26 protein-coding genes are annotated in these 24,052 nt (G+C 72.5%); 11 read left to right on the forward strand and 15 right to left on the reverse strand.

The features are described from left to right. Positions 1-839: 839 nt before the first annotated feature. Positions 840-1,766, reverse strand: coding sequence for a LysR family transcriptional regulator (locus tag AC0L6F_RS07290; RefSeq protein ID WP_473539727.1), 927 nt, complete (start codon positions 1,764-1,766; stop codon positions 840-842). A gap of 75 nt (positions 1,767-1,841) precedes the next feature. Between AC0L6F_RS07290 and AC0L6F_RS07295 the strand changes: the two genes are divergently transcribed. Next, positions 1,842-2,879, forward strand: a complete 1,038-nt coding sequence (locus AC0L6F_RS07295; RefSeq protein WP_473539728.1) for a YeiH family protein — start codon at positions 1,842-1,844, stop codon at positions 2,877-2,879. Positions 2,880-3,168: 289 nt separating this feature from the next. Here the strand turns inward: AC0L6F_RS07295 and AC0L6F_RS07300 are convergent, their stop codons facing one another. The 3 genes from AC0L6F_RS07300 to AC0L6F_RS07310 form a co-directional block, all read right to left on the reverse strand. After that, entirely contained in the window at positions 3,169-3,888 is a 720-nt protein-coding gene (locus AC0L6F_RS07300; protein WP_473539729.1) for a DUF72 domain-containing protein, read from the reverse strand. A 70-nt stretch (positions 3,889-3,958) separates the two neighbouring features. After that, positions 3,959-5,212, reverse strand: a complete 1,254-nt coding sequence (locus tag AC0L6F_RS07305; protein WP_473539730.1) for an amidohydrolase — start codon at positions 5,210-5,212, stop codon at positions 3,959-3,961. A 50-nt stretch (positions 5,213-5,262) separates the two neighbouring features. Then, a complete protein-coding gene (locus AC0L6F_RS07310; RefSeq protein WP_473539731.1) occupies positions 5,263-5,889 on the reverse strand; it encodes a trimeric intracellular cation channel family protein in 627 nt (208 codons plus the stop codon). Positions 5,890-6,044: 155 nt separating this feature from the next. Between AC0L6F_RS07310 and AC0L6F_RS07315 the strand changes: the two genes are divergently transcribed. The 4 genes from AC0L6F_RS07315 (at position 6,045) to AC0L6F_RS07330 (ending at position 8,862) form a co-directional block, all read left to right on the forward strand. After that, on the forward strand, positions 6,045-6,797 hold the full coding sequence (locus AC0L6F_RS07315) for an SDR family oxidoreductase (protein WP_473539732.1): 753 nt from the start codon (positions 6,045-6,047) through the stop codon (positions 6,795-6,797). Continuing rightward, positions 6,794-7,672 carry an RNA polymerase sigma-70 factor gene (locus tag AC0L6F_RS07320; protein WP_473539733.1) on the forward strand — a complete coding sequence of 293 codons (879 nt, stop codon included), beginning with the start codon at positions 6,794-6,796 and terminating at the stop codon, positions 7,670-7,672. Before AC0L6F_RS07315 ends, AC0L6F_RS07320 begins: the two co-directional genes overlap by 4 nt. Further along, positions 7,672-8,028 (forward strand): sigma-70 family RNA polymerase sigma factor family protein, encoded by a 357-nt coding sequence (locus AC0L6F_RS07325; RefSeq protein ID WP_473539734.1) that lies wholly within the window; start codon positions 7,672-7,674, stop codon positions 8,026-8,028. Before AC0L6F_RS07320 ends, AC0L6F_RS07325 begins: the two co-directional genes overlap by 1 nt. A 75-nt stretch (positions 8,029-8,103) precedes the next feature. Then, complete coding sequence (locus AC0L6F_RS07330; protein WP_473539735.1) at positions 8,104-8,862, forward strand: SDR family oxidoreductase; 759 nt, start codon at positions 8,104-8,106, stop codon at positions 8,860-8,862. A 241-nt stretch (positions 8,863-9,103) separates the two neighbouring features. Here the strand turns inward: AC0L6F_RS07330 and AC0L6F_RS07335 are convergent, their stop codons facing one another. Continuing rightward, on the reverse strand, positions 9,104-9,841 hold the full coding sequence (locus AC0L6F_RS07335; protein WP_473539736.1) for an alpha/beta fold hydrolase: 738 nt from the start codon (positions 9,839-9,841) through the stop codon (positions 9,104-9,106). A gap of 48 nt (positions 9,842-9,889) precedes the next feature. Next, positions 9,890-10,840 carry an alpha/beta hydrolase gene (locus AC0L6F_RS07340; protein ID WP_473539737.1) on the reverse strand — a complete coding sequence of 317 codons (951 nt, stop codon included), beginning with the start codon at positions 10,838-10,840 and terminating at the stop codon, positions 9,890-9,892. A gap of 112 nt (positions 10,841-10,952) precedes the next feature. On the opposite strand from AC0L6F_RS07340, the gene AC0L6F_RS07345 reads away from it, so the two are divergent. The 3 genes from AC0L6F_RS07345 (at position 10,953) to AC0L6F_RS07355 (ending at position 13,278) form a co-directional block, all read left to right on the forward strand. Then, positions 10,953-11,714 carry a sigma-70 family RNA polymerase sigma factor gene (locus AC0L6F_RS07345; RefSeq protein WP_473539739.1) on the forward strand — a complete coding sequence of 254 codons (762 nt, stop codon included), beginning with the start codon at positions 10,953-10,955 and terminating at the stop codon, positions 11,712-11,714. A 65-nt stretch (positions 11,715-11,779) separates the two neighbouring features. Continuing rightward, positions 11,780-12,226: a MarR family winged helix-turn-helix transcriptional regulator gene (locus AC0L6F_RS07350; RefSeq protein WP_259612688.1), complete on the forward strand. Its 447-nt coding sequence runs from the start codon at positions 11,780-11,782 to the stop codon at positions 12,224-12,226. 77 nt (positions 12,227-12,303) lie between these two features. Then, a complete protein-coding gene (locus tag AC0L6F_RS07355) occupies positions 12,304-13,278 on the forward strand; it encodes an SDR family oxidoreductase (protein WP_473539740.1) in 975 nt (324 codons plus the stop codon). Positions 13,279-13,322: 44 nt separating this feature from the next. Here the strand turns inward: AC0L6F_RS07355 and AC0L6F_RS07360 are convergent, their stop codons facing one another. Continuing rightward, entirely contained in the window at positions 13,323-13,883 is a 561-nt protein-coding gene (locus AC0L6F_RS07360) for a four-helix bundle copper-binding protein (protein WP_274635990.1), read from the reverse strand. Here AC0L6F_RS07360 and AC0L6F_RS07365 point away from each other — a divergent pair. After that, entirely contained in the window at positions 13,876-14,703 is an 828-nt protein-coding gene (locus tag AC0L6F_RS07365; protein WP_473539741.1) for a UbiA family prenyltransferase, read from the forward strand. The two genes, AC0L6F_RS07360 and AC0L6F_RS07365, sit on opposite strands and share 8 nt — an antisense overlap. On the opposite strand, the gene AC0L6F_RS07370 is transcribed toward AC0L6F_RS07365, so the two are convergent. Genes AC0L6F_RS07370 through AC0L6F_RS07380 form a run of 3 tightly spaced genes read right to left on the reverse strand, consistent with a single transcriptional unit; the run spans position 14,693 to position 17,771 of the window. Then, positions 14,693-15,946, reverse strand: coding sequence for an FAD-dependent oxidoreductase (locus AC0L6F_RS07370; RefSeq protein WP_473539742.1), 1,254 nt, complete (start codon positions 15,944-15,946; stop codon positions 14,693-14,695). The genes AC0L6F_RS07365 and AC0L6F_RS07370 overlap by 11 nt on opposite strands. Continuing rightward, the gene (locus tag AC0L6F_RS07375) at positions 15,943-16,641 is read right to left on the reverse strand and encodes a methyltransferase domain-containing protein (protein WP_473539743.1); all 699 of its coding nucleotides are present in this window, start codon (positions 16,639-16,641) and stop codon (positions 15,943-15,945) included. The genes AC0L6F_RS07370 and AC0L6F_RS07375 overlap by 4 nt, the downstream gene beginning before the upstream one ends. Then, the gene (locus AC0L6F_RS07380) at positions 16,638-17,771 is read right to left on the reverse strand and encodes a type III polyketide synthase (protein WP_473539744.1); all 1,134 of its coding nucleotides are present in this window, start codon (positions 17,769-17,771) and stop codon (positions 16,638-16,640) included. The genes AC0L6F_RS07375 and AC0L6F_RS07380 overlap by 4 nt, the downstream gene beginning before the upstream one ends. A 105-nt stretch (positions 17,772-17,876) precedes the next feature. On the opposite strand from AC0L6F_RS07380, the gene AC0L6F_RS07385 reads away from it, so the two are divergent. Next, on the forward strand, positions 17,877-18,656 hold the full coding sequence (locus AC0L6F_RS07385; protein ID WP_473539745.1) for a thioesterase family protein: 780 nt from the start codon (positions 17,877-17,879) through the stop codon (positions 18,654-18,656). A 31-nt stretch (positions 18,657-18,687) separates the two neighbouring features. Here AC0L6F_RS07385 and AC0L6F_RS07390 read toward each other — a convergent pair whose 3' ends face one another. The 5 genes from AC0L6F_RS07390 to AC0L6F_RS07410 form a co-directional block, all read right to left on the reverse strand. Then, a complete protein-coding gene (locus tag AC0L6F_RS07390) occupies positions 18,688-19,701 on the reverse strand; it encodes an MBL fold metallo-hydrolase (protein WP_473539747.1) in 1,014 nt (337 codons plus the stop codon). Positions 19,702-19,780: 79 nt separating this feature from the next. After that, positions 19,781-20,182: a flagellar assembly protein FliW gene (gene fliW, locus AC0L6F_RS07395; protein ID WP_473539749.1), complete on the reverse strand. Its 402-nt coding sequence runs from the start codon at positions 20,180-20,182 to the stop codon at positions 19,781-19,783. Next, positions 20,179-21,051, reverse strand: coding sequence for a flagellar hook-associated protein FlgL (flgL, locus tag AC0L6F_RS07400; RefSeq protein WP_473539750.1), 873 nt, complete (start codon positions 21,049-21,051; stop codon positions 20,179-20,181). The genes fliW and flgL overlap by 4 nt, the downstream gene beginning before the upstream one ends. A 25-nt stretch (positions 21,052-21,076) precedes the next feature. After that, positions 21,077-22,483 (reverse strand): flagellar hook-associated protein FlgK, encoded by a 1,407-nt coding sequence (gene flgK / locus AC0L6F_RS07405; protein ID WP_473539752.1) that lies wholly within the window; start codon positions 22,481-22,483, stop codon positions 21,077-21,079. 10 nt (positions 22,484-22,493) lie between these two features. Then, positions 22,494-22,976, reverse strand: coding sequence for a flagellar protein FlgN (locus AC0L6F_RS07410; RefSeq protein WP_274636000.1), 483 nt, complete (start codon positions 22,974-22,976; stop codon positions 22,494-22,496). 229 nt (positions 22,977-23,205) lie between these two features. Between AC0L6F_RS07410 and AC0L6F_RS07415 the strand changes: the two genes are divergently transcribed. Further along, a complete protein-coding gene (locus AC0L6F_RS07415) occupies positions 23,206-24,012 on the forward strand; it encodes a sigma-70 family RNA polymerase sigma factor (protein ID WP_473539753.1) in 807 nt (268 codons plus the stop codon). The last annotated feature ends 40 nt before the right edge of the window (positions 24,013-24,052 follow it).

Raw genomic sequence — 24,052 nt, forward strand, 5'->3', positions numbered from 1 at the left:
CTCGTCTCGCTCTGTGTCGTCGGATCCCCGGGTGTGCCCATTGTGCCACGGCCGCCCGCCAGGCCGCCCATCTGTCTGCCGGCCTGCGGGCCTGCGGGCGAATGCCGTGCCTGCGGGCCTGCGGGCCGCGGGCCTGCGGCCGATGCCGGGCCGTCGTGACGCCGTCCGCGCCCGCGTCCTCGGCCCCGGCGAGCGCCCCAGGTCGTACGCGCTAGCGTTTTCCGCATCCGCGCATGATCCTTTCGGGCGCGAACACCGAAAACGACAGCGCGAGCATGGGCCACCGCCCAAACGACAGCGCAAGCCGGAAACGACCGCGCAACCGGGTCGCGCGCACACTCCCCCGCGTCGCGCTAGCGTTTTCCGCATCCGCGCATGATCCTTTCGGGCGCGAACACCGAAAACGACAGCGCGAACGTGTGCCACCACCCAAACGACAGCGCCAGCCGGAAACGTGCGCGCCAGCCAGCCGCCCGCCCACTCCCCCGCGTCGCGCTACCGTTTTCCGCATCCGCGCATGATCCTTTCGGGCGCGAACACCGAAAACGACAGCGCGAGCATGGGCCACCACCCAAACGACAGCGCCAGCCGGAAACGTGCGCGCCAGCCGGAAACGTGCGCGCCAGCGGGTCGCGCGCCCACTCCCCCGCGTCGCGCTAGCGTTTTCCGCATCCGCGCATGATCCTTTCGGGCGCGAACACCGAAAACGACAGCGCGAACGTGGGCCACCACCCAAACGACAGCGACAGCGCCAGCGCCAGCGGAAAACGACAGCACGATCCGACGCCGAGGCCCGCGCCCGGAGTGACCCCCCGCCGTCGCCGCCCGCCACAGCGCGGTCAGGGGCCGGAGGGCAGAGCCGGGGGCGCGGCGGCGATCTCGACCAGCATCCGGGATGCCCCACGGACGGCAGCACCCCGCCACAGGGCGGTGAGGGGACGGGTGACCGGATCCCCGGCGATCTCCACCCGGCGCACGCGGCCGAGGGCGACCTCGTCCGCGACGGCCAGCTCGCTGAGCACGGCGGGCGCGACTCCGGCCGCGACGGCCGAGAGCACCGCGACCGTGGTGGCCAGTTCCAGCGCGGGATCGGCCGGCTCCGCTCCCATCCGTTCCCGCACCGCCAGCTCGTAGGCGGTCCGCGTGCCACTGCCGCGCTCGCGCGCGACCAGCGGCATCCGCGCCAGCGTCGGCAGGTCGATTGCTCCGGTCCAGGCATGCCCGGGCGGCACCACCACGACCAGCCGATCCACGGCGACCGTCGTCGAGCCCAGGTCGGAGGGCACCAGCGGGCTCTCGATGAACCCGAGGTCCAGCATCCCGTCGCGCAGCAGCCGCGCGATCTCGACGCTGTTGCCCGAGCGCAGGCGCACGGCGGTGGCATCCTTCCCCGCCGCCAGCTGGCGCTCGCGCAGCTGCAGCATCCACCGCGGCAGCAGCCAGGCGGCGATCGTCTGGCTTCCGCCGACGGCGAGGGTCCGCTCGGGCGAGGCGTGCAGCAGATCCAGCGCCGCACCGAGCTTCTCGGCCGCGGCCAGGACGTCGCGCGTCCAGGCGACCACCGATTCTCCGTCGGGGGTCAGCCGCGCACCCTGCGGCGACCGCACGAACAGCTCGACGCCCATCCTCTGCTCGACCGCACGCACCCGGGTCGAGACCGCCTGCTGGGTCACGCGCAGCTCGCGGGCCGCCGCCGACATGCTGCCGGTGCGGGCCACAGCATCCACCAGTTCCAACGCCGCGAGCTCCGGCACCCGTCCACGCATCACAACCTCCGCTTGTATCCCCACAGACTATCCCCGCCTACCGCCGCGCCACCCGGCTGCGCAACGATGGAGCACGTGCAGCTCTCGCCCGTCGTCACCCTTCCGCATCGACTCGGAACCCGCGCCGCAGCCGTCTGGCCCGGCGTCGCCGTCTGCGTGGTGATCGCCGCAGTGGCCACCGTCGTCGGGCACTTCGTGCCGATCCTGGGTGCCGCCGTGCCGGCGATCGTGATCGGCGTCGTCATCACGCTCATCCGTCGTCCCGCCGAACGGCTGCGGCCGGGCATCGCGTACAGCTCGAAGTTCCTGCTGCAGTGCGCCGTGGTGCTGCTGGGCGCGCAGCTGTCCTTGGGCAGCATCGCCCGGGTCGGACTCGAGTCGCTGCCGGTCATGCTGTCGTCGCTGGCGGTGTGCCTGGCCGGAATGTGGGTCATCGGCCGGGCCCTGCGCATCGAGCCGCGCCTGCGCACCCTCATCGGCGTCGGAACCGGCATCTGCGGCGCCTCTGCCATCGCCGCCGTCGCGCCGGTGATCGGGGCGGCCAGCAGCGAGATCGCCTACGCCATCTCGACGATCTTCCTGTTCAACGTGCTTGCGGTGGTCATCTTCCCCGCCGTCGGACACCTGCTGTCGATGGATCCGCACACGTTCGGACTGTTCGCCGGCACCGCCGTCAACGACACCAGCTCGGTGGTCGCGACGGCCAGCGTGTTCAGCGCCGCCGCGCTCGGCTACGCGGTGGTCGTCAAGCTCGTCCGCACGCTGATGATCATCCCGATCACGGTCACGCTCGCCGCCGTCGAGGCGCGCCGCAGCGCCTCATCGGGCATGTCGCTGCGGAAGGTCGGCACGCTCGTCCCGTGGTTTCTCATCGGGTTCCTGGTCGTGGCCGTGGTGAATTCGCTCGGGGTCATCCCTTCGGGCGCCCAGGACTCCCTCGTGCAGGCGAGCATCTTCCTCATCGCGGTGGCGCTCGCCGCCATCGGACTGTCGACGGATGTCGCGGCCCTCCGCCGCGCCGGCTGGCGCCCGCTGCTCCTGGGCGCGATCCTCTGGATACTCGTCGCCGTGACCTCGCTGCTGGTGATCTGGGCCACCGGCGGCCTCGCCTGAACCGCGGGGTGGCGCGTCCGACGCGGCATCGGCACCCGGCATCGAGCACCCGGCACCCCGCACCCGGCGCAGCACCGTGACTCGTCAGAAGGGGTCGGAATCCTCGCACGAATTCCAGCCACTCGCGGCAAGTCACCGCTCGATGCGCGTGATGAACCTCCCGCTCACACAGGGCGACCGGCTCGGTGCACGCCCGGCGTGCCGCGGCGGACGGCCCGCGGCGGTGTGCCGCGGCGCGGTGCCGCGGCGCGACCCGGCGCGGCGCACGGCCCGCGACCGCCGGGCCGCCTCACCCGATCAGCGCGCGCAGGCGACGGGCATCGCGCACGGCGGCGCCCCCGAGGTCGTTGTTGAAGTAGGCGACCACATCGTGTCCCGATCCCCGCCACCGGCCGATCCGGTCTGCCCAGCGCTCGAGTTCCGCATCCGCGTACGAGTCCGTGTACAGCTGCTCCGGGTGCGGCCCGTGGAAGCGCAGATACACCGTCTCGGCCGTCGCCCGCGGCACGCACCGCAGCCCGGCCCCGCTCATCACGCAGTACGCCGCGCCGCGGCTCTCCAGCAGCGCGTACACCGCGTCATCGTCCCAGGACGGATGCCGCAGCTCCACCGCCACGCGGATCTGCGGCGGCATCGCCGCCAGCAGCGCCGCCAACCGCTCGTCGTCGCGCTCGGTGGCGGCAGGAAGCTGGAACAGGAGGAACCCGGCGCGGTCGCCGAGCGCCGCCATGCCATCCGCGAGCCGCGGCATCCACTCCTCCGGATCGCGCAGCCTCCGTGCATGCGTCAGTCCGCGCGGCGCCTTGACCGTGAACAGGAACCCTTCCGGCACCCGATCGCGCCACGTCGCGAACGTCTCCGCACGGGGCCAGTGATAGAAGCTGGCGTTCAGCTCCACTGTGTCGAACTCGTCCGCGTACACCTCCAGCCGCCGCGCGGCCGGCGTTCCCGGCGGATACAGCACGCCCCGCCAGTGGTCATAGCTCCACCCCGACGTGCCGATCCGCACGTCGCCGCCCCGGCGGCCACCACCGCGCACGCCGTCCCGACCCCGGCCGCCGCCCCGCACGACGCCGCCCTCAGACGCCGATCCACGCACCGGCCGCGACCAGCAGCGCCTCGGTGCCGGTCTGCAGCGTCGGCTGCATCACGGGCAGGAACAGCGGTGAGTGGTTCGCCGGGATGTCGGAGTCGGCCGTCCCCGCCTGCACCGCGGCATCCCACTGCTGCGGGTCCGTGCCGCCGACCGACCAGTACACGTACGGCACGCCCAGCGCGCGCGGGAGGTCGCTGAAGTCCTCGCTCGCCGTCTGCAGCGCCATCTGCTCGGCACGCTCGCCGAAGTGCGCGGCGAACGCCCCCGCGACGCGCGCCGTGGCGGCCGGGTCGTTCGACGTGAGCGGAAAGCTGTCGAACACCTCGAACTCGGGCTCGCGGGTCGCGCCGCTGGCCGCGCACTCGGCGCGCACGATCCGCTCGACGGCGTCGCGCAGCCGCTGCCGGGTCTGGTCGGTGTAGCTGCGCATGTTCACCTCGAGCACCGCCTCGTCCGGGATGATGTTGCTCTTCGACCCGGCATGCATCGACCCGACCGTCAGCACGGCCGGCTCGGTCGGCGCGATCTCGCGGGCGACGACGGTCTGCAGCCGCACGACGATCATGGATGCCAGGACCACCGGATCGATCGTGTTCTGCGGCATCGACCCGTGCCCGCCGCGTCCGAACACCCGGATCCGCATGCTGTCGGCCGCCGACAGCACCGGCCCTTCCCGCGTCAGCGCACGTCCCGATGGGCCCCGCAGCACGTGCTGGGCGAGGGCGACATCCGGTCTCGGGATGCGGTCGGCCAGGCCGTCCTCGATCATCCCGCGCGCGCCGTCGCCGGTCTCCTCGGCGGGCTGGAACAGCGCGATCACCGTGCCGCGCCACGCCTCGGGGCGCGCGGCGAGCAGCCGTGCCGCGCCGAGCAGACACGCGACGTGCACATCGTGCCCGCACGCGTGCATCACCGGGACGGTCTGGCCCGCGGCATCCGTCGCTTCCACCGTGCTCGCGTACGCGGCCCCGGTGGCCTCGCGGATCGGCAGCGCGTCCATGTCGGCGCGCAGCAGGACGGTCGGGCCGTCACCGCCGACCAGCACCCCGACCACGCCCGTGCCGCCGACGCCCTGCTCGAGGCGGTAGCCCCACGAGGTCAGCAGCCGCGCGACCTCGGCTGCGGTGCGGGTCTCGTCGTGCGACAGCTCGGGATGCCGGTGCAGGTCGCGATACGTGTCCTCCTGGTCGGCGCGGATCGATCCGTACTGCGCGACGAGGTCTGTGAAAGCCGACATGGATGCCTCCCCCGGCGTCGCTCCACGGGCGCCCGAGCGTCACGATACGCCTAGGGACGCGGGTGGAACCACGGCCCGCGCGCGTGCGGGATCCGCCACCGGAATCGCAGCGACAGCACCCGGAACGCGAACACGAGCGCGGTCACCGCATACAGTGCGATCGGCCCGTACCAGCCGACGTACCAGAGGCCGGCGATCAGGACGGCACCGATGAACGCGGGAACGGCGTACAGGTCGTTCGGATTGAACAGCTGCGGGTCGCGGTTGGCCACGACATCCCGCATCAGTCCACCGCCCACGCCGGTCGTGACCCCGAGCAGGATCGCCGCGATCGGGTTCATCCCCGCCGTCAGCGCCGTGACCGTGCCGGTCGTGCAGAAGACGGCGAGTCCGGCGGCATCGAAGACGAGCAGCGTGCGCGAGTAGCGCTGCACGAGGCCGCTGAGGAAGAACACGAGTACGGCCGCGAGCACCGGCGGGGCGAAGTGGATCGGCTGGGCGAATGCGGCCGGGGGCGCACCGATGACGAGGTCGCGGATGACGCCGCCGCCCAGGCCGGTCAGCGATCCCAGCAGCAGGGACGCGACGATGTCGAAGCCGCGCCGCGCGGCCAGCAGGCTCCCCGAGATGGCGAAGAAGAACGTGCCGAGCAGGTCCAGTGCCAGTCCCCACGTCACACGAGCACCTCCCGGTCGGGGCCAGTGTATCCGGCCGTGCAGGGGGCGCGGATGCGGCATCCGGTGGCCCGCTCACGCCGCCGCTGTCACAGATCGTGGGGCCGCCCGGTCACCCCTGTGGATGCCGCGGCCGGCGCGGCGGAGAGGGCGAGGACATGCGGATCACGGTGGTAGGCGGCACGGGACTCATCGGAACCCGACTCGTGTGGCGACTGAAGGCCGACGGGCACGATGTGGTCGCGGCGGCCCGTGCCACCGGCGTCAACTCGTACACGGGCGAGGGACTCGCCGACGCCCTGGCAGGCGCCGACGTCGTCGTCGATGTGTCGAACTCGTCGTACCTCGACGAGCGCGGTGCCCAGGACTTCTTCTATGCGTCGACCTTGAACCTGCTGACGTACGGGGCGGCGGCCGGTGTCGGACACCACATCGCCCTCTCGGTCGTCGGCACCGACCGGCTCGCGGCCGGCCAAGGCGGGTATTTCATCGCCAAGGCGCAGCAGCAGCGCCTCATCGTCGAATCGGGCCGACCGTTCACCATCGTGCACGCGACGCAGTTCTTCGAATTCGTCCGCAGCATCGCCGAGCAGGCCACCGTCAGCGGCATCACCCACGCGGCCGATGTGCTCATCCAGCCGATGGCTGCCGACGACGTCGCCGCGGCGGTCGCCGCCGCCGTCCGCGGCGGACCGGCGCAGGGCATCGTCGAGAACGCCGGCCCGGAGGTGTTCGAGCTGCGCGAGCTGCTCAGCCGCGATCTGCGCTTCCGCTCCGACCCGCGGCAGGTGGTCGCCGACCCGCTGGGAACGTACTTCGGCGCTGCTCTCGGCCGAGAGGATCTGCTGCCGGGCGCCGATGCGAGACTGTCCACGACACGATTCGCCCAGTGGCAGGAGGGAACGCGGTGAGCGACGACCTCGACCTCGCGGCGGCCCAGTTCGCCGAACACCGCCGTCGGCTGTTCGGCATCGCCTACCGGATGCTGGGCACCGTCGCCGATGCCGAGGACGTGCTGCAGGACACCTGGATCCGGTGGCAGACCACGGACCGATCGGCCGTCCGCGAGCCGGTGGCGTTCCTGACGACGGTCACGACGCGACTGGCGATCAACGCGCTGCAGTCCGCACGCGTGCGTCGCGAGACATACATCGGCCCATGGCTGCCCGAGCCGGTCAACACGGAGGACGATCCGGGTCTGGGTGCCGAGCGCGCTGAGGCGCTCGAATACGCGGTGCTGATCCTGCTCGAGAAGCTCACCCCGACCGAGCGGGCCGCATATGTGCTGCGCGAGGCGCTCGACTATCCGTACGACCGCATCGCGGACGTCGTCCAGACCACGCCCGTCGCCGCCCGCCAACTCGTCAGCCGCGCCCGCAGGCACCTCGCGTCCGAGCGTCGGGCGAAGGCGGATGCCGCTGCCCACCGTCGCCTGCTCGAGGCCTTCCTGGCCGCGGCCCAGCGCGGCGACACCGCACGGCTGGAGGCGCTGTTCGTCGACGACGTCGTCAGCTACACCGATGGCAACGGCGTCAAGCTCGCCGCCCGGATCCCGGTGCGCGGTCGCGCGCGCGTGGCGAAGTTCGTGGCGGCGTTCTCGAGCCACTTCTGGAAGGCCAAGCGGATCGACTGGGTGACCGTCAACGGCCTGCCCGGCGCCGCGCTCGTGCAGGACGGAGTGGTCACCACGATGCTCACTGTCCACGTGGGCGTTGACGGCATCCACCAGCTGCTGTGGATCATGAGTCCCGACAAGCTGCGCCACGTGACCGCGACCGGGCTGTGATGCGTCGCCGGCACGCCGGCGCGGACGCGGCAGCTCAGCGCCTGCTGGCGGCGTGGCAGGCACGGGACGCCGCAGCCGTGACTGCCGTGCTGCACCGCCGCGCTTCGCTGACCGCCGATGGCGTGGGCACCCTCACCGAGCCGGTCCGCGGCGCTGCCGATGTCACCGCGACGCTGCTGCATCTGACCGACGGCGCCGGTCGCCTTGAGCTCACCGAGGCCACCGGGATGCCCGCGATCCTGCTGCGCACGCCGAGCGGCGGGGTGCGCGGGGTGGTGATCGTCGAGTCGCGCCGACACCTGGTCATCCGGCTCTGGGCGATGTTCAACCCGGCCAAGCTGACGATGTGGACCTGACGGTGTCACAGCGCGCCGCGGCATCCGGTCACCACTGCAGAGCGCGCATCCGCGCGCGAAGCGAGAGGAAATGACATGGCACGCATCGTCGTCGTCGGCGGCACCGGACTGATCGGATCGAAGGTCGTCGACAAGCTCACGGCCCACGGACACGACGCGGTGGCTGCCGCGCCGAGCACCGGGGTCGACACCATCACCGGCGAAGGCGTGGCGGCAGCGCTCGCCGGCGCCGACGTCGTCGTCGACGTCTCGAATTCGCCGTCGTTCGAGCAGCGGGCGGTGCTCGACTTCTTCACGACCTCGACCACGAACCTGCTCGAGGCCGAGAGGGCCGCCGGCGTCGGACACCACGTCGCGCTGACCATCGTCGGCACGAACCGTCCGCAGCAGATCCCGTACTTCGCCGCGAAGATGGCCCAGGAGCTGATCATCCGCGAGTCGGGCATGCCGTACTCACTGGTGCACGCGACCCAGTTCTTCGAGTTCCTCGGCAGCATCGCCGACATCTCCGTGGTCGGCGGCGAGATCCGCCTTCCGGGCGCGCTGTGCCAGCCGATCGCCGCGGCGGATGTCGCGACCGCTGTCGCCCAGACCGCGGCCGGGGCGCCCGTGAACGGCGACATCGAGATCGCCGGGCCCGAGCAGTTCGGGCTCGACGAGTGGATCCGCCGCGGGCTGGCCTTCCGGAAGGACCCGCGTCGGGTCGTGCGCGACGACACGGCCCCGTACTACGGCGCCGTGATCGATGAGCGCACGCTCGTCCCCCTCGATGGCGCGCGCATCTTCGCGACGACGCTCGAGGAGTGGCTGCCCGCGAACCCCCCGCGCAAGTAGCCGTCGGGACGAGGGCGCCGCGCATGGTCTGCGCGGCGCCCTCGTGCTGTGGGCTCGCGCGGCTCCGGGCGGCATCCTTGCGCTGGTTCTTGTGCTCCTTGAGCGACCCCGGTGTCTGCCTTCTGGAGACTCACCAGTTGATCCGCCCCGGGGATCAACTGGTGAGTGCACACGACACATGACCGTCGCCGCCCGGGACGGGAGTCTCCGGACGGCGACGGGATCTGCGACCCGCGGCCGGTCACGCCGGCGTGAGCGAGGCGATGTACGCCTTCCCGGCCTCGGCGATGGTCGCCGCGACGGCATCCGGCTGCGACACCGAGATCGCGTGCGATGCGCCGCCGATCTCGGTGATGCCGCGCGAGGCCGCGCGGGCGGCACCGGCGCGGTGGACGGCGACGGGGATGTTCAGATCGGCGTCGCCGAACACGTGCCACGACGGAATGCTCTTCCACGCCGGGTGCGCGGTCGGCAGCGGTTCGGACAGCGCCGCCTCGGTCACCGGGCGCTGGGTGACGGCCATCACGGCCGCCTCGTCCGCGGCCACGTCCGCGGCGAACTGGTGCGCGAACACCTCCTGGCGGATGGCGAACTCGTTGCCGCCGGTGGCCACCGGGGAGGCGTTCAGCGCCGCGCCGAGCGTGCTGCCGGGCGCGCTGGTGGACAGCTCGAACGCGCTCTGGCCGGTGTCGGGCACGAACGCGGCGACATAGACGAGGCCGACGACCGCGTCGTTGTCCGCGGCGGCTTCGGTGATCACCATGCCGCCGTACGAGTGGCCGACGAGGATGACGGGGCCGCCGATCGCCGCGATCACATCGTGCACGTACGCGGCGTCACCGGACAGACTGCGCAGCGGGTTGGCCGCCGCGACGGTCTTCACATCGTGCTCGCGCAGTCGCGCGATCACGCCGCTCCACGAGGCCGACTCGGCGAAGGCGCCGTGAACCAGGACGACGGTGGGCTTGCTTTCGGACATTTTCTTCTTCTCTCTCTATTGGGGGTGGATGTCACCGTGTGGTGGATGTCACGCGCGGCCGAGAGCCTTGCGCAGGATGTGCACGGCCTGCTCGACCGCGGCCGTGGTCGCCGCGGAGGGCCGCAGCGGGTTCAGCATCATGAAGTCGTGGATCGTGCCGTCGTAGCGCACGAACGTGGTGCGCACGCCGGCCTGGATGAGCTTGCGCGCGTAGGCCTCGCCCTCGTCACGCAGCACGTCGTTCTCGTCGACGATGAGGAACGTCTCGGGCAGGCCCCTCAGGTCGTCGACGGGTGCACGCAGCGGCGAGGCCGTGATGCCCTTGCGCGCATCGAAATCGGGCAGGTAGCAGTCCCAGAACCACGCCATCGCCGCGGCGGTCAGGTGATACCCCTCGGCGAACTCGGTGTAGCTGGGGGTGTCCATGGCCGCATCGGTCACGGGGTAGTACAGCGACTGGTGCACGAACACCACGTTGCCGCGGGTCTTGGCCAGGAGCGCGACGACGGCGGCCATGTTGCCGCCGACCGAGTCGCCGGCGATCGCCATCCGCGAGGCATCCAGCCCCTTCTCGGCGCCGGAATCGGTGATCCACTGTGCCGTCGCGTAGGCCTGTTCGATGGCGACGGGGTGCTGCGCTTCAGGCGAGCGATCGTATTCGACGAAGACCACGGCCGCCTCAGCGCCGCTTGCCAGCTCTCTGACGAGCCGGTCGTGCGTGCCGGCGTTGCCGAGCACCCAGCCACCTCCGTGGATGTAGAGCACAGTCGGCAGCGTGCCGACGGCGCCGGCCGGACGCACGATGCGCACGCGCACGTCACCGACGCTCGCGGGCACGGTGATCCACTCATCGACGACCGCGGGCATCTCGATCGGGGCTGCCTGCACACCGTCGAGGAGTGCACGGGCACCGTCGACGCCGCGATCGGCCAGGGCCGGCGGTGCGGCAGCAGCCTCGGCGAAGGCGCGCGCTTCCGGCTGAAGGATGTGATCGAGCATTTCTGCTCCTTTCCTGTAGGGGATACAGGGCAGACCTGGCAACCCGACCTCTTGTGACAGCGACGCCCGATTTCATGACACTATTTATATGCTTCCTATTTCCTCGTGCACGATGTATTCTGCCGATCAGAGAAGAAGTGAACGGACGCCGACCCCAGTCATCCAGGCTCCCGCCGGCGTCGCACGACGGGAGCTCATCATGGCCATCGAGACACCGGAATCGCGGCCGGACGACGGATTGTCCGACTTCATCGCCGCACGAGGAGGCATCTTCGCGGCGGCCTATCGGCTGACCGGCCGGGCCGGCGACGCGGAAGACGCCGTGCAGGAGACCTGGCTGCGATGGCAGCGCCACGATCGCAGCGGCGTGCGGAACCCTGCCGCGTTCCTGGCGACCACTGCGCGCCATGTGGCGATCAACGAGCTGACCAGCGCGCATGCCCGACACGAGGTGGCCACTGCCGAATGGCAGGACTGCGCCGCGCGCGAAGACGACCCCGCCACCCATGCGGAGCGCACCGCAGCGCTGGATGCGGCCGCGGCGAGACTCGCCGCGCATCTCACGCCCGCCGAGCGGGCGGCGTTCGTGCTGCGGGTGGGTTTCGACTACCCCTACGCGCGGATCGCGGCATTGCTGGAGACATCGGCAGCGGGAGCCCGTCAGCTCGTCAGCCGGGCTCGGCGCGACCTTCTGTGCGCACCCGCACGGTCCGAGCCCGGCAGCGTCGCGCACCGCCACCTGCTGCGCGAACTGATCTTCGCGTGTCGCACGGGCGACCTCGAGCGTCTCGAGATGCTGCTTCGACGCGATGCCGGTCTCGGCACCCGGCGACGCCGAGACCCCGCTGCAGGCCGATCCGTGCACGCGGGATGAGGGGTCGACAAATTCACTCGTACACAATGTGATCGCATACGATGGATCGGTGTTATCGTCGTGATGTGACCGATCCCGAATCCCCGAACATCGCCCTGGATGACATGGTCTGCTTCAACCTGCACGCGGCGTTCCGCGCGGTGACGGCGGTGTACCGGCCGCTGCTCGAGCCTCTCGGCCTGTCGTACCCTCAGTACCTCGTGTTGGCGGTGCTCTGGGACCAGGGCGACGTGCCGGTCGGCGATCTGGTCGGGCGCCTGCAGTCCGATTACGGCACCATCACGCCATTGGTCAAGCGGATGGAGCAGCAGGGGCTGGTCACCCGCACCCGCAATCCGAAGGACGAGCGGTCCGTCGTGGTCTCCACCACTCCCGCCGGGCAGGCACTCAGCGAGCACGCGCCGCAGATCTACCGCACCATCACCGAGACGTTCGGGTTCACTCCCGAACGCGCGGAAGTCGCCCTCGACGTACTCCGGTCCATCTCCTCGCGGGCTTTGAAGACCGCCTGATCCGTCACATCACCCGCCGGCATCCGGTCACTTCTGGCGAACGGGTCGAGACACAACCCCGGACGGGAGACGGACTCATGCGCATCGTGGTCTTGGGCGGTACCGGACATATCGGCAGACTCGTGGTGGACCGACTGGAGAGGCGCGCCGAGGCCGTGGTCGTGGCATCCCGCCGCACCGGCGTCGATGCCGTGACGGGTGTGGGGCTCGACCATGCTCTCGCACTCGCGGACGCCGTCATCGACGTGACGAATGCGCCCCACCCGGATGGAGACGGGGCTCGTGACTTCTTCACGACGATGACCGCCCGGACGATCGAGGCGGGGTTGGCCGCCGGTGTACGCCACCACGTCATGCTGTCGATCGTCGGCGCCGATCTTCCCGAAGGCGACGGCCACTTCGCCGCGAAGGCGGCGCAGGAACGAGTCTGCTGCTGGCCGATCGAGACGAACGCTTCGTCGTCGCGGATGAGAATGCTCGCCCGCACGGATTCAACATCGCGTCATCGGTTCTGCTGCCCGGCGACGATGCGATCGTCGGCGAGACGACCCTCGACACCTGGATCCGTGAGCCGCGGCGGCATTGAGCGCGCCACCCTCCCCCTCACCGGGTCCGGGTTTTGTTTCGCCCCGTTGCGGCCCGCTTCGGGATGCCGCCGGCTCCGCCTACTCTCGAGGGATCCCGATCAGAAGGAGATCCCCGTGAACACGCCGCCGACCCGCACAACGCCCCTCTCGGTGCGTGAGCGTGTGGCGTGCATGTGCCAGCACGGCGATGTGTGCTCCTCGTTCGCCCCGGGGCACGCGCTGCATCTGATCCAGGCGCGCCTCGCGTCGGCGACGCCGGCCGAGTGGGTCGACGCCGTCGTGACGGACGTGGATGCCGCGGCCGGCGTGCTCACCGCGCACGCGCTGGACGGCACCCGGCACACCGTGTGGAACGCGGGCGGCGCCGCACTCGAGGCGGCGCCCGGCACCCCCGTCGCACTCCACGTGCGCTATGGCGTGCTGGCCGTCGGCCGCACGCAGTTCAACGTCGCGCTCGCCGCGTGACGACGCACGTCGCGTGACGATGCGACTTCGCTGACGGCCGCGGCTCAGGCGGCCGCCATCATCGCGTCGCGCATCTTGCCGCAGGCATCCATGCACGCCTTGCACGACTGCGCGCACATGCGGCAGACCTCACTGTGGTCGGCGTGCTCCATGCACGCGTCCATGCACATCTGACACATCGCCACGCACGCGTCGAGCATCGCCATCATCGCCGCCGGCGTCATGCCCTGCATCCGCATCATCCCGCGCATCATGGTGTTGCACATGTCGGCGCAGTTCATGCATGCCGGGGCGCAGTCCATCAGCTGCATCGAGCACACGGTGCACGCCTGCTCGCACGCCGAGCAGGCGTCCATACACTCCTGCATCATCGCCATGTCCATGGCGGGCATGCCGGGCATCGACATCATGTCCTTGCTCATGGCGCCCATCATCATCGCGTCCATCCGAGATCCGCCTTCCTCCGGTACGGCGGGCAGGATGTCCGCCTGAGCCTCAGGGTAGCCCTCGCCACGCACGGCGTCGATGGGTGTGCGCCCGCCCTCCGCACGGGCTCGGATCACCGCTGCCGAGCGGCGACGGCCTATCATCGCCGTCATGCGCATCGTCGCGATCCTCTGGCGCTCGACGCACCCCGGGCCGACCGTCGTCGTCACCGTGATCGCGTGCGCGCTCGGGCTCGCGGCCGGCCTCGGCCCGGTCCGGCTGGTCGCCCTGACCGCGGCGGTGCTGGCCGGCCAGATCTCGATCGGACTGTCCAACGACGTCCTCGACGCCGCCCGCGATCGCGCCGTCGGACGCTCCGACAAGCCGCTCGCCCGGCCTGACGCCCCGGTCCGGGCGGCGTGGACCGCGGCGGTGATCGCCGCGCTCGTCGCCCTCGCCGTCTCGGCCGCGCTCGGGTGGTGGCTCGCCCTGGCGCATGCCGTGTTCCTCGGCTGCGGCTGGGCGTACAACGCCCGGCTGAAGTCGACGATCTGGTCGGCCGCGTGCTTCCTGGTCGGATTCGGCGTGTTCCCCTCCCTCGCCCCGCTGGCCCTGCCCATCCCCCACGTCGCGGCGGGGTGGGCGTGGGCGACCGGTGCGGCGCTCGGCGTCGCGATCCACTTCTCGAACGCACTGCCCGACCTGGAGGACGACGCCCGCACGGGGGTGCGCGGGCTTCCGCACCGGCTGGGGGCGCGGGGGTCGGCGGTGGTCGCGTTCGTCGCGCTCCTCGCCGGCACCGCGGCGGCCGTCGTCGGGCCGCTCGCAGCAGGGGCGACCGGCGTGGCGCCGATCACGGCGACCGCGGGCGTGGCGGTGACGGCCGTCGCGGTATGGGGGCTGGCGGCGTCGCTGCGGGCGCGTCCGGGGCGGCTGGTGTTCCGCCTGGTCATGCTGGCGGCGCTGATCCTGGCCGCACAGCTGGTCGTCACCCGGTGAGCCCGTGCCCCGTCCGTCCCGTGCCGATCCGCCCGTCGCGGTCCAGGCCCATGGCGTAGGCGCGGGCCAGCATCGGCCCGAACGGGCCGGACAGCGCACCGGCGAGGGCACCGGTCACGACCCGATGCGCGAGCGCCGATCGCGGTCGCCCCAGAGCGGTGTTCGCCGCGGCCAGCCGCACGGCCGTGCGGGCCGAGGCGAGGCGCTGCCGTTCCCACCGCGCGAGCTCGTCCGAGGACTCCACCTGCGGCAGCCAACGGGCGATCAGCGGCGCCAGGGTCGCGACATCCAGCAGCCCCAGGTTCATCCCCTGCCCGCCGATCGGGCTCACCTCGTGCGCGGTGTCGCCGACGACGAACACGCGTCCGAGGCGCAGGCGGCGGGCGACCGCGCGACGGATGCCGAACCCGGTCACCCGCTCGATCCGCGCCGCCAGGGCGTCATCGCCGGTGCGGTCGGCGACGGCGCGACGCAGCCGGTCGACCGCCGCGGCATCCGAGTCGTCGAGCGGTGCAGAACCGCGATCGGATGCCGCATCCCAGGCGACGAGCCGGCGGCCGCCACCGGGCAGTGGAAAGGACTCGAGCACGCCCGCGGCATCCAGGGTGACCGCCGCGACCTCGGCCGACTCCACCGACGGCCCCGGCACATCGGCCATGAGGTACCGGTCGCGGTAGGCGTGGGATCGGACGCCGGCCGCGGGCACGAGGTGCCGGCCGCCGGCACCGGCCGCGACGACGACCGTGCGCGCGGTGAGCTGCTCGGCGGCCTGAGGCACGGACGGGTCGCCGACGCGACCGGTCTCGCGGGCGGCCGGCGCCGCCACGAGCACGTCGACGACCGTGCCGCGGTCGTGCACGGCGACCGCCCGTGACGCGCGCCGCGGCGGCGGCCCTCCTGCGGCCACGGCCGCCTCGGTCAGCGCCTGGGGCAGCGTCGCCACGAACGGGAATCGGGTGTCGAGCCGGTCGAAGCGCACCTCGCCGAGCACCCGCCCGCCCGCCCGCGCGACGCCGCGCGGCACGCGCGCCGCATCGGCGAGGATGCGGTCAGTGGCGCCCGAGGGCTCCAGCGCTGCGAGCACCGGAGCGTGCACCCCGATCGCGCGACTGCCCGGCGCCGCGTCGGGGCGCGCCTCGAGCAGCACGACATCCAGGCCGAGTCGGGCCAGCTCGGCGGCGGCGAACAGCCCGGTCGGCCCGGCGCCGATGACGATCACGTCGTGGTCGGGACCGCCGCTCACCGCGTCACCGGCCGGTGCACGGCGAGCAGGCGGAACGGCCGGGCGCCGGCGACGGCCCAGCCGGGCGGCAGCGCGGCCGCCAGCTCGCCGGCGGTGAAGCTGCGGCGGATGCTGCGCAGCCCGTCCGTGCGCAGGAAGGTGCCGGGCGCCAGGGGCAGGATGCCGATCGCGTAGGCCGCGTAGGCGGTGCGGCTGCGGGCGATGTCGGCGTGGACCGCCAGCCGGGTGGCGAGCCTGGAGGTGTCGGCGAACAGCGCGGAGCGGTCGCGGTCGTCGAGGTGATGCAGCACGTGGTTCGAGATGACGATGTCGAAGGCATCGCCGGCGGCGACCAGCTGCGCACTCGTCGCGGCGCGGTAGGCGACGCCGCGTTCGGGTCGCGCGGCGCACGCCACCGCGATCGCCCGGGGGTCGGGGTCGATGCCCACCCCCGTCACGGCGAAGCCGTCGGCACGGGCGGTGCGCACGAGGCGGCGGAGGATGTCGCCGCCCCCGCACCCGATGTCGAGGATGCGCACCGGTCCGGCGGCGTCGGCCAGCGCGGGCCGCAGGTGCGTGCGGTACACGCCCGCCCATCCGGCCACCAGCCGGTTCACCAGGGCGAACCGCTCGAGCGTGCGACGCAGGCGCTGCGGATCGCAGGCCGGATCGTCCATCAGCTCGGCGAGCCGGTCGGCGCGCACCGCGAGGCTCACGCCGTCGCCTCCCGGCGGACGAACTGGGCGGTCTCGACGGTCAGGCCCGGTCCGAACGCCAGCCCGACCACCCGTGCGTCGTCGCCGAGCGCACGGTCGGCGAGGATGCGCTGCAGGATGAACAGCACCGTGGCGCTGGACATGTTGCCGAACTCGCGCAGCACCGCGCGCGAGGTCGCCATCGCGGCATCCGGAAGCCCCAGTCCCGCCTGCACCCGGTCGAGGATGCTGCGCCCACCCGGGTGCACGGCCCAGGCGTCCACCGCGGCGATCCGGGCGGCATCGTCGCGGCCGTCCTCGGGCTCGGCGGGGCCGCCGAGCGCGGCGCGGACCACACCGCGGATCTCGCGCCCGACGATGCGCGGCACCTCGGCGGTCAGGATCATCTCGAATCCGGCATCCCCGACGGTCCAGTCCATCGCGGACTCGCCGTCGTCGGTGATGCTGGTCGAGAACGCCCCCAGCTCGAGCACCGCGGCGTCGCGCCGCGGCGGTGCGCCGGCCACCACGGCGGCTGCCGCACCGTCGGCGAAGACGGCCGAGGCGACGATCTGGTCGGGGTCGCTCGATGAGCGCAGGTGCAGCGAACACAGCTCGGCGCACACCACGAGCACGACCGCCTCGGGCTGGGCGGCGCAGATCCGCGCCGCGGCCCGCAGGCCCGGGAACGCGGCCGCGCATCCCATGAACCCGAGGTGGTAGCGCTCGGCGCCGGCCGGGATGCCGAGGTCCCGCACCAGCCGGAAGTCCGGTCCGGGCGCGAAGAAACCGGTGCACGAGACCGTGATCACATGGGTGACCTGGGCCGCCGACATCCGTGCGCGCCGCAGGGCGTCCAGCGCCGCCGCGGCGAACAGCCCGGGGGCCTCACGCCGGTAGACCTCGTTGCGCGCCCCGGTCGACGGCGACCGCAGCCGGTCGTCGGCATCGAGGAACAGCCCCTCCCCGCCGGCGAGTTCGGCGACGACGCTGTGCCGGTGGTCGATCGCGGCATGGTCGAACGCCGCGCCGATCAGCCGCACCGCGCGACGGTCGATGCCGGCCTGCCCGGCGAACAGGTCGCGGATCCGCTGCTGGGTCAGTCGGGTGGGGGGAGCGGCCGTTCCGACCGAGAGGAGTGCCGCCGTCATGTCCCCAGCATGCAACCGCTCCCCCCGGTCACGTCAACGGGCTCGCGCATCCGTCTGCGACCGGCGGCTCGACGAGCCTCGTCCCCCGCCGCGTAGCATGCCGGTGTGACCGCCTACTTCGAACGACTCGGCCCGACCTCGTTCCGCGCGACCGATCACACCCGCGGCGCGTGGGATCCGACCCAGATGCACGTGGCGCCCACGATCGGGCTGCTCGCACACGCTATCGAGTCCGACCGGGACGCCCGCCGCGACGACGGCCTGCTGCTCACCCGCCTCTCCGTCGACATCCTCGGCACCATGCCCGTCGGCACGCTCGAGGTCGCGGTGCGCGTGCTGCGCCCGGGCCGCACCATCGAACTCGTCGAGGCCACGCTCGCGCACGACGGCCGCACGGCGCTCATCGCCCGCGCGTGGCTGCAGCAGGGGTACGACACCGGTGCAGTGCAGTGGAGCGCGCTGCCGTCGATCCCCGGCCCCGACCAGTTGGAGGCCTTCGATCCCGCGGCGGGCTGGGCCGGCACCTTCGCGCGCACGATCGAGGCGCGGCGGCGGCTGGTCGAGCCGGGCCGCGGGCAGGTGTGGCTGCGGCTCGGGATGCCGCTGCTCGACGACGAGCCGGTGAGCACGACCGCGCAGGTGCTGGGCGTGGCCGACATCGTCAACGGGATGACGCCGCGGCTGACCCCGGAGGTCGCGAACTACCCGAACCTGGACCTGACGGTGCACCTGTTCCGGCTTCCCCGCGACGCGTGGATCGGCTTCGACACCGAGGTCTCGATCGGCGCCGACGGCATCGGCCTGACCCGTGCCGCGCTGCACGACGCCGACGGCCCGATCGGCGCGAGCGCCCAGACCCTGACAGTGCGGCTGCGCGACGAGTAACGCACCGGCCCGGCGGCGGTCGGCCGGCGGCTCAGACGGCCGGGTGGTCGTCCAGCCCGCCGGCCTCGACGAACGAGCGGTACATGTCGGTCTGCAGCAGGGCCGAGCCGAGCATCCCGCTGCGCGAGAGCTGCTCCCAGCCGGCCGACCAGGTGAGGCGGGATGCCACGTCCCACGTGGTCGCGTGGGCCTCGGCGGCGATCGCCGCGGCGACCTCGCGCGCCCGGCGCAGGGCGTGGGCCGCCGCGGATCGGCGCCGATCGCCGAGCCCGCGGAAGCGGTAGCCGTGGCCGGGTGCGACATCCCACTCGTCGTACGGCGCGAGCACGCGCAGCGAACGCAGGTAGTCGGCGAGGGGATTCGTCCCCAGCTGGGCGCCGAGTCCCAGCCCCGGGTAGACGGTGGGCAGGATGTGGTCGCCGGAGAACAGGATGCGGCGCTCCTCGTCGGCGATGCAGATGTGCCCGGGCGTGTGCCCGGGGGTGAGCACGGTCCGCCACCGCAGGCCGTCGACCGGGAGCTGGTCGCCGTCGTCCACGAGGATGTCGGCGGTCAGGGCGATCCGGTTCGGGCCGCCGTGCTCGGCCATCCGCTCGCGGAGCGCCCGGGCCGCGGCATCCGGCACGCCCCAGGCCTCCAGCGATGCGAGCTGGTCGGCCGCGCCGCCGGCGCCCGCGGCGTCGATGGAGGCCTGCTCGCGGCGGCCGAGGACCACCCGGGCACCGGAGGCAGAGCGCAGCCGCCCGGCCGACCCGATGTGATCGGGATGCGCGTGCGTGACGACGACCGTGCGCACGTCGGCGAGCCGGCGGTCGATCGTGGCGAGGAAGGCGTCCAGCGCCGAGATCACCGCGTCCGAGTCCCACCCGGGGTCGATCACGGTGACGGCACCGGATGCCGCGCGGTGCACGACGCCGAGCGTGTATGTCAGGAACGAGCCCGGCATCGGCAGCGGCACCGACCACAGCCCGTCGTCGATCCGCTCCGGCTTGGGGATGCCGCCCGTGGTGGCGGCCTGATGCTGCTGCGCGCTGATCGGATGCATGTCAGAGGCGAGTCCCACTGATCCGGTCCGGTCGTTCGCGCACCCGACCGAGCCTACGCCGCGCACGCGGGTGCGCGTGTCACCCGAGCGCGGCGCGCAGCGGGTAGTCCTGGTCCTCGAGGATCACCTGGGATGCCGCACCCGAGGTGCGGTTGACCACCACGGGGGCCAGGAGGTTCACGCTCACCCCGTCGCGGCGGGGGTGGGCCACGACCAGCAGCATCGCGTCGTCCGGCGAGGCCAGCCCGAGGTCGGCCACCTGCTCCTCGCTGAGGATCGGGGCGTAGTCGGATGCCACGGTCTGCGGATCCACGAGGAAGACCCGCAGCTCGGGCTGCTCGGCCGCGTGCATCGCGAACAGCCCGTCGGCCCCCTCGATCGGGGTCAGGGCGAACGCGGTGTGCGGCGCGAAGCCCGGCGGCGGCGCGACGAAGGACAGGGCGACGAAGGACTCGGCGACGGAGGAGGCGGAATCGATCATCGCAGGAAGTCCATCAGCGACGGCTGCAGCACGCGCCCGGTCACGGCCAGCGCGGAGCGGTACACGAGCTCCTGCGACTGCAGCCGCACCAGCACCTCGACCGAATCGACATCCTCCACGGCCGCGCGGCGGGCCTCGAGCGAGACGGCATCGTCCACGGCGGCCTCCTTCGCGCGCTCGATCTGGGACTGACGGGCGCCGACGGCGCCCTGGGCACTGAGCATAGCGGTGCGCCGTTCGTCGATCGCGGTGAGGTGGTGGCCCACATTCGTCCCCGAGCGCAGGTCGGCCACGACCGAGTCCAGCAGCGCGAACACCGAGTCGGCACCGGTGCCGAAGACGGCCGCGCCGTCGGCGTCCACTCGCACGGTGACCCCGTCCGAGATCCGTCGCTGCACCTCGGCCCCCGGCGTCCCGGTGAACCCGTAGGCGGGGTCGAAGGCGACGCCGGCGTCGGATGTCCCGGCGAAGACGGTGCGGCCCAGCAGCGTGGTGTTGGCCTGGGCGAGCAGCTCGGCCCGGATGCCCTCCAGCTCGGTGGCGATCGCCTCCTTGGCCGTGGCATCCAGCGCCCCGTCGTTGGCGCCCTGCACGGTGAGGTCCCGGGCGCGGCCCAGAAGCGCGGTCGACGACGAGATGGCGCTGTCGGCCGTGGTCACCCAGGCGAGCCCGTCGTCGATGTTGCGGGCGTACTGCTGGGTGCGCTGCTGCTGCGCGTGCACCTGCAGGGCGGTCGCCGCGGCGGCCGGGTCGTCGGAGGGCACCGCGAAGGCGCGCTGGGATGTCGCCTGCTCCTGCAGGCGCGCCAGCTGGGCGAGGTTCGCCTGCAGGTGTCGCATCGCCGACTGGGCCATGGCCGGGGCCGTCACACGCGAGATCATCGTGCTCCCTCTCTCATCGGCCGACGATTCCGGTCTTGTTGATCAGCACGTCCAGCGCCTCGTCGATGGCGCTGAGCACGCGGGCGGATGCCTGGTAGGCGGCCTGGTAGGTGACCAGGCTGAGGGTCTCCTCGTCGCCGTCGACGGCCGCCACCGACTGCTGGGCAGTGGTCGCGGCCACCGCCGAGGTCTCGGACAGCCGGGCGCGCTGCACGTCCCCGGCGGTGGACACCCCGAAGCGGAGCACCTGGTCGGCCCAGACGGCGTCCGGCGAGCCGTCGCCGGTGCCGAGCTGCGACATGGCGTCGGCGTTGGTCGCGTCGAACGCGCCGGCGCCGGGTGCGGCCAGGGCCAGATCGGCGCCCGAGGTCGGCACCACGCTCAGCCCGAGCGCGGCCGGACCGGTCGCGGCCAGCGCGAAGAAATCGCCGCCGGCGGTGCCGGCTGCCGTCACTCCCAGGTGGTGCTGCGCGTTGACCCGGTCGGCGAGGGTCGTCGCGACGGTGTTGTACGCGGCGGCGAGCTGGGCCAGCGGTCCGCCCTGGCCGGCCGGCGCGAGCACCGAGAGCGCCCCGCCGAGTTCGCCGTCGCCGAGCGCGACCGGGAACGCGGACCCCTCCCAGCCCAGCGTCACCGGCTGCCCGCCGTCGATCGTGGTCGGACCGCTGACGACGAGGTGCCGGGCCTGGGCGCCGGACACCAGCGCGTTCCCGTCGACCCGGACGGTGAGGGTGCCGTCCGGTTCCTCGCTCGCACGCGCGCCGGCCATCCGGGCGACGTTCTGGGCGAGCACGCCGCGCTGGTCGATGAGCTCGTTGGCGGTGCGGCCGGAGGCCACGGCATCCCGGATCTGGCGGTTCAGCGCGGCGATCTGATCGGCCGCGCCGTTGATCTGCGACACGGTGCGGTCAACGCCCGTCCGGGCGTCGCTCCACTGCCCGGCGACGGTGCGGTACCCCTCGGCGAGGCGGCCGGCCAGCTCCTGGGCCGAACTGAGCACGACCGCGGCGGCGGCGCCGGAGTCCGGGGCGTTCGAGAGATCCTGCCATCCGGACCAGAACGCCGACAGCCGGGCCGCCATGCCGTCTGCGGTCGGCTCGGCCAGCGCCGCCTCGGCCGTGGTGGCGGCCAGCGCCCGCGTCGACCAGAAGCCCGATGCGGCGAGGGTGTCGCGCACCCGGGCATCCAGCAGCGCGTCGCCCAGCCGGGCGATCCCGTCGACGGCCACGCCCTGGCCCGGCACGGCGCCGGTCGAGAACCGGCCGGCCTGGGCCACCGCGGCGATCGCATGCGTGTTCACGCGCTGCCGCGTGTACCCGTCGGTGGTCTGGTTCGCGATGTTCTGCCCGACGACATCCATCCCGCGACGCGCGGCGGCGAGCCCGGATGCCGCGGTGTTCAGCCCGCTGAAGGTGGACATGCTCCCTCGCTCACATCTCGGTGTCGATGATGCGGGCCGCGTCCTCGCGCGTGCGCCCGCCGTGGGTCGTGTACTCGCCGGTGTCGGCGCCGAGTCCGGCGATCGTCTCCTGCGTGGCGCGCATCACCGACGTCAGCTGCTGCACGTTGACGTCGCGCAGCTGTCCGATCTCGGCGACGAGCTGGGTCAGCACTCGGAGGTGATCGGTGAACACGTCGCGCCACGGGTCGGTGGGGGCGTGCTCGACGAGCTCGCGCAGGGTCGCGCCCTCGGGCGCCCCCCACTCCTCGGCGACCGTCGCCGCATCGACGACGCGCGCGATGCCCGTCGTGCGCAGCCGGTCCAGCACCTGCTCGATCTCGTGCGTGGCGAAATGCATCCAGCGGCCGTCTCCGGCGGCCAGCAGCAGCTGCTGGACCTCGAGTTTGAACAGGAGCATCTCCAGCAGCTCACGCTCATGCCAGAGCCGCATCGACAACTCGTTCGTTCCCATCGGCTCCTCCTTCCCCAGTGATCCCCAGTCGCGACGCGCCGATTTCAGCGTTCGTCTTGTCCTATCGACCGACTCTCCCCTATGGTTATGCACGAAGATGAGCGTTTTCTCATTTTCCCCGATCGCGGGGAGAAGGAGAGGCGTCGCATCGTCGGTTCCCAACCGGAGCCGTCGTGATCTGGGGACACCGAAGCTGTCGGGGGACAGCCAAGTAGTGAGAGACATCCAGATGCAGACGCGAGCCGAGCGCAACCGCCTGATCGAGGACAACCTGCCACTGGTCGGATACCTCGCCGCCGAGACCCACGCGCGCGCCACGAACGTGCCGCGCGAAGAGCTGGCCGCCGTCGGCGCCCTGGCACTGGTGACCGCGGCGGACGCGTTCGACCCGACCCTGGGCGTGCCGTTCGGCGCCTACGCCCGACGCCGCGTGCTGGGCGCCTTCGCCGACGAGATGCGCGCGATGGACTGGGCCTCACGCGGCACCCGCAAGCGCATCAAAGAGACCGTCGCCGTCCGCGACACCCTGACGGCAGGGCTGGGCCGCACCGCCACGGTCGCCGAGATCGCGACCGCGATGGGCGTGCCCGCCGAGACCGTCAGCGACGCGCTGGCCGACGCCGCGCGCACGGTCACGACCCTCGACGACCCATCCGCGCAGGATCTGGCCGGCGACATCCCGCTCCCCGAGGAGTCGGCACTGCTGGCCGAGCGCCGCGAGGTGCTGGAGTGCGCCGTCCGGGCCCTCCCCGAGCGGATGCGGCACATCGTGCAGGCCGTCTACATCGACGAGCGGCCGGTCAAGGAGATCGCCGACGAGCTCGGCGTCTCGCACTCCGCCGTCTCACAGCAGCGCTCCGAGGCCGTGCGGCTGCTGCGCGACGCGCTGGACCAGTTCTTCGCCGACGGCGACCGGCCCGAACCGGTCTCGCGGGTCTCGGCATCCGTGCGCGAGGCGTTCTTCGCGCGGATGATCGAGGCCGGCGGCCCGCGGATGGCGAACGCGCTGCGCCCGCGCACGGCCGTCGCCGTCTGAGAGATCCCGACGCGCGCCTAACGACGGCGTATGCGGCGCC

This window comes from Microbacterium sp. G2-16M (assembly GCF_055809115.1).

Excerpts from the sequence above, each read along its gene's own strand:
- AC0L6F_RS07330 (WP_473539735.1), top strand. The coding sequence starts at position 8,104 with ATGGCACGCATCGTCGTCGTCGGCGGCACCGGACTGATCGGATCGAAG.
- AC0L6F_RS07340 (WP_473539737.1), bottom strand. The coding sequence starts at position 10,840 with ATGCTCGATCACATCCTTCAGCCGGAAGCGCGCGCCTTCGCCGAGGCT.
- AC0L6F_RS07360 (WP_274635990.1), bottom strand. The coding sequence starts at position 13,883 with ATGCGCATGACGGCGATGATAGGCCGTCGCCGCTCGGCAGCGGTGATC.
- AC0L6F_RS07305 (WP_473539730.1), bottom strand. The coding sequence starts at position 5,212 with ATGTCGGCTTTCACAGACCTCGTCGCGCAGTACGGATCGATCCGCGCC.
- AC0L6F_RS07355 (WP_473539740.1), top strand. The coding sequence starts at position 12,304 with ATGCGCATCGTGGTCTTGGGCGGTACCGGACATATCGGCAGACTCGTG.
- AC0L6F_RS07380 (WP_473539744.1), bottom strand. The coding sequence starts at position 17,771 with ATGACGGCGGCACTCCTCTCGGTCGGAACGGCCGCTCCCCCCACCCGA.
- fliW (WP_473539749.1), bottom strand. The coding sequence starts at position 20,182 with ATGATCGATTCCGCCTCCTCCGTCGCCGAGTCCTTCGTCGCCCTGTCC.
- AC0L6F_RS07335 (WP_473539736.1), bottom strand. The coding sequence starts at position 9,841 with ATGTCCGAAAGCAAGCCCACCGTCGTCCTGGTTCACGGCGCCTTCGCC.
- AC0L6F_RS07365 (WP_473539741.1), top strand. The coding sequence starts at position 13,876 with ATGCGCATCGTCGCGATCCTCTGGCGCTCGACGCACCCCGGGCCGACC.
- AC0L6F_RS07345 (WP_473539739.1), top strand. The coding sequence starts at position 10,953 with ATGTATTCTGCCGATCAGAGAAGAAGTGAACGGACGCCGACCCCAGTC.
- AC0L6F_RS07415 (WP_473539753.1), top strand. The coding sequence starts at position 23,206 with ATGCAGACGCGAGCCGAGCGCAACCGCCTGATCGAGGACAACCTGCCA.
- AC0L6F_RS07315 (WP_473539732.1), top strand. The coding sequence starts at position 6,045 with ATGCGGATCACGGTGGTAGGCGGCACGGGACTCATCGGAACCCGACTC.
- AC0L6F_RS07410 (WP_274636000.1), bottom strand. The coding sequence starts at position 22,976 with ATGGGAACGAACGAGTTGTCGATGCGGCTCTGGCATGAGCGTGAGCTG.
- AC0L6F_RS07325 (WP_473539734.1), top strand. The coding sequence starts at position 7,672 with ATGCGTCGCCGGCACGCCGGCGCGGACGCGGCAGCTCAGCGCCTGCTG.
- AC0L6F_RS07290 (WP_473539727.1), bottom strand. The coding sequence starts at position 1,766 with ATGCGTGGACGGGTGCCGGAGCTCGCGGCGTTGGAACTGGTGGATGCT.
- AC0L6F_RS07390 (WP_473539747.1), bottom strand. The coding sequence starts at position 19,701 with ATGCATCCGATCAGCGCGCAGCAGCATCAGGCCGCCACCACGGGCGGC.
- flgK (WP_473539752.1), bottom strand. The coding sequence starts at position 22,483 with ATGTCCACCTTCAGCGGGCTGAACACCGCGGCATCCGGGCTCGCCGCC.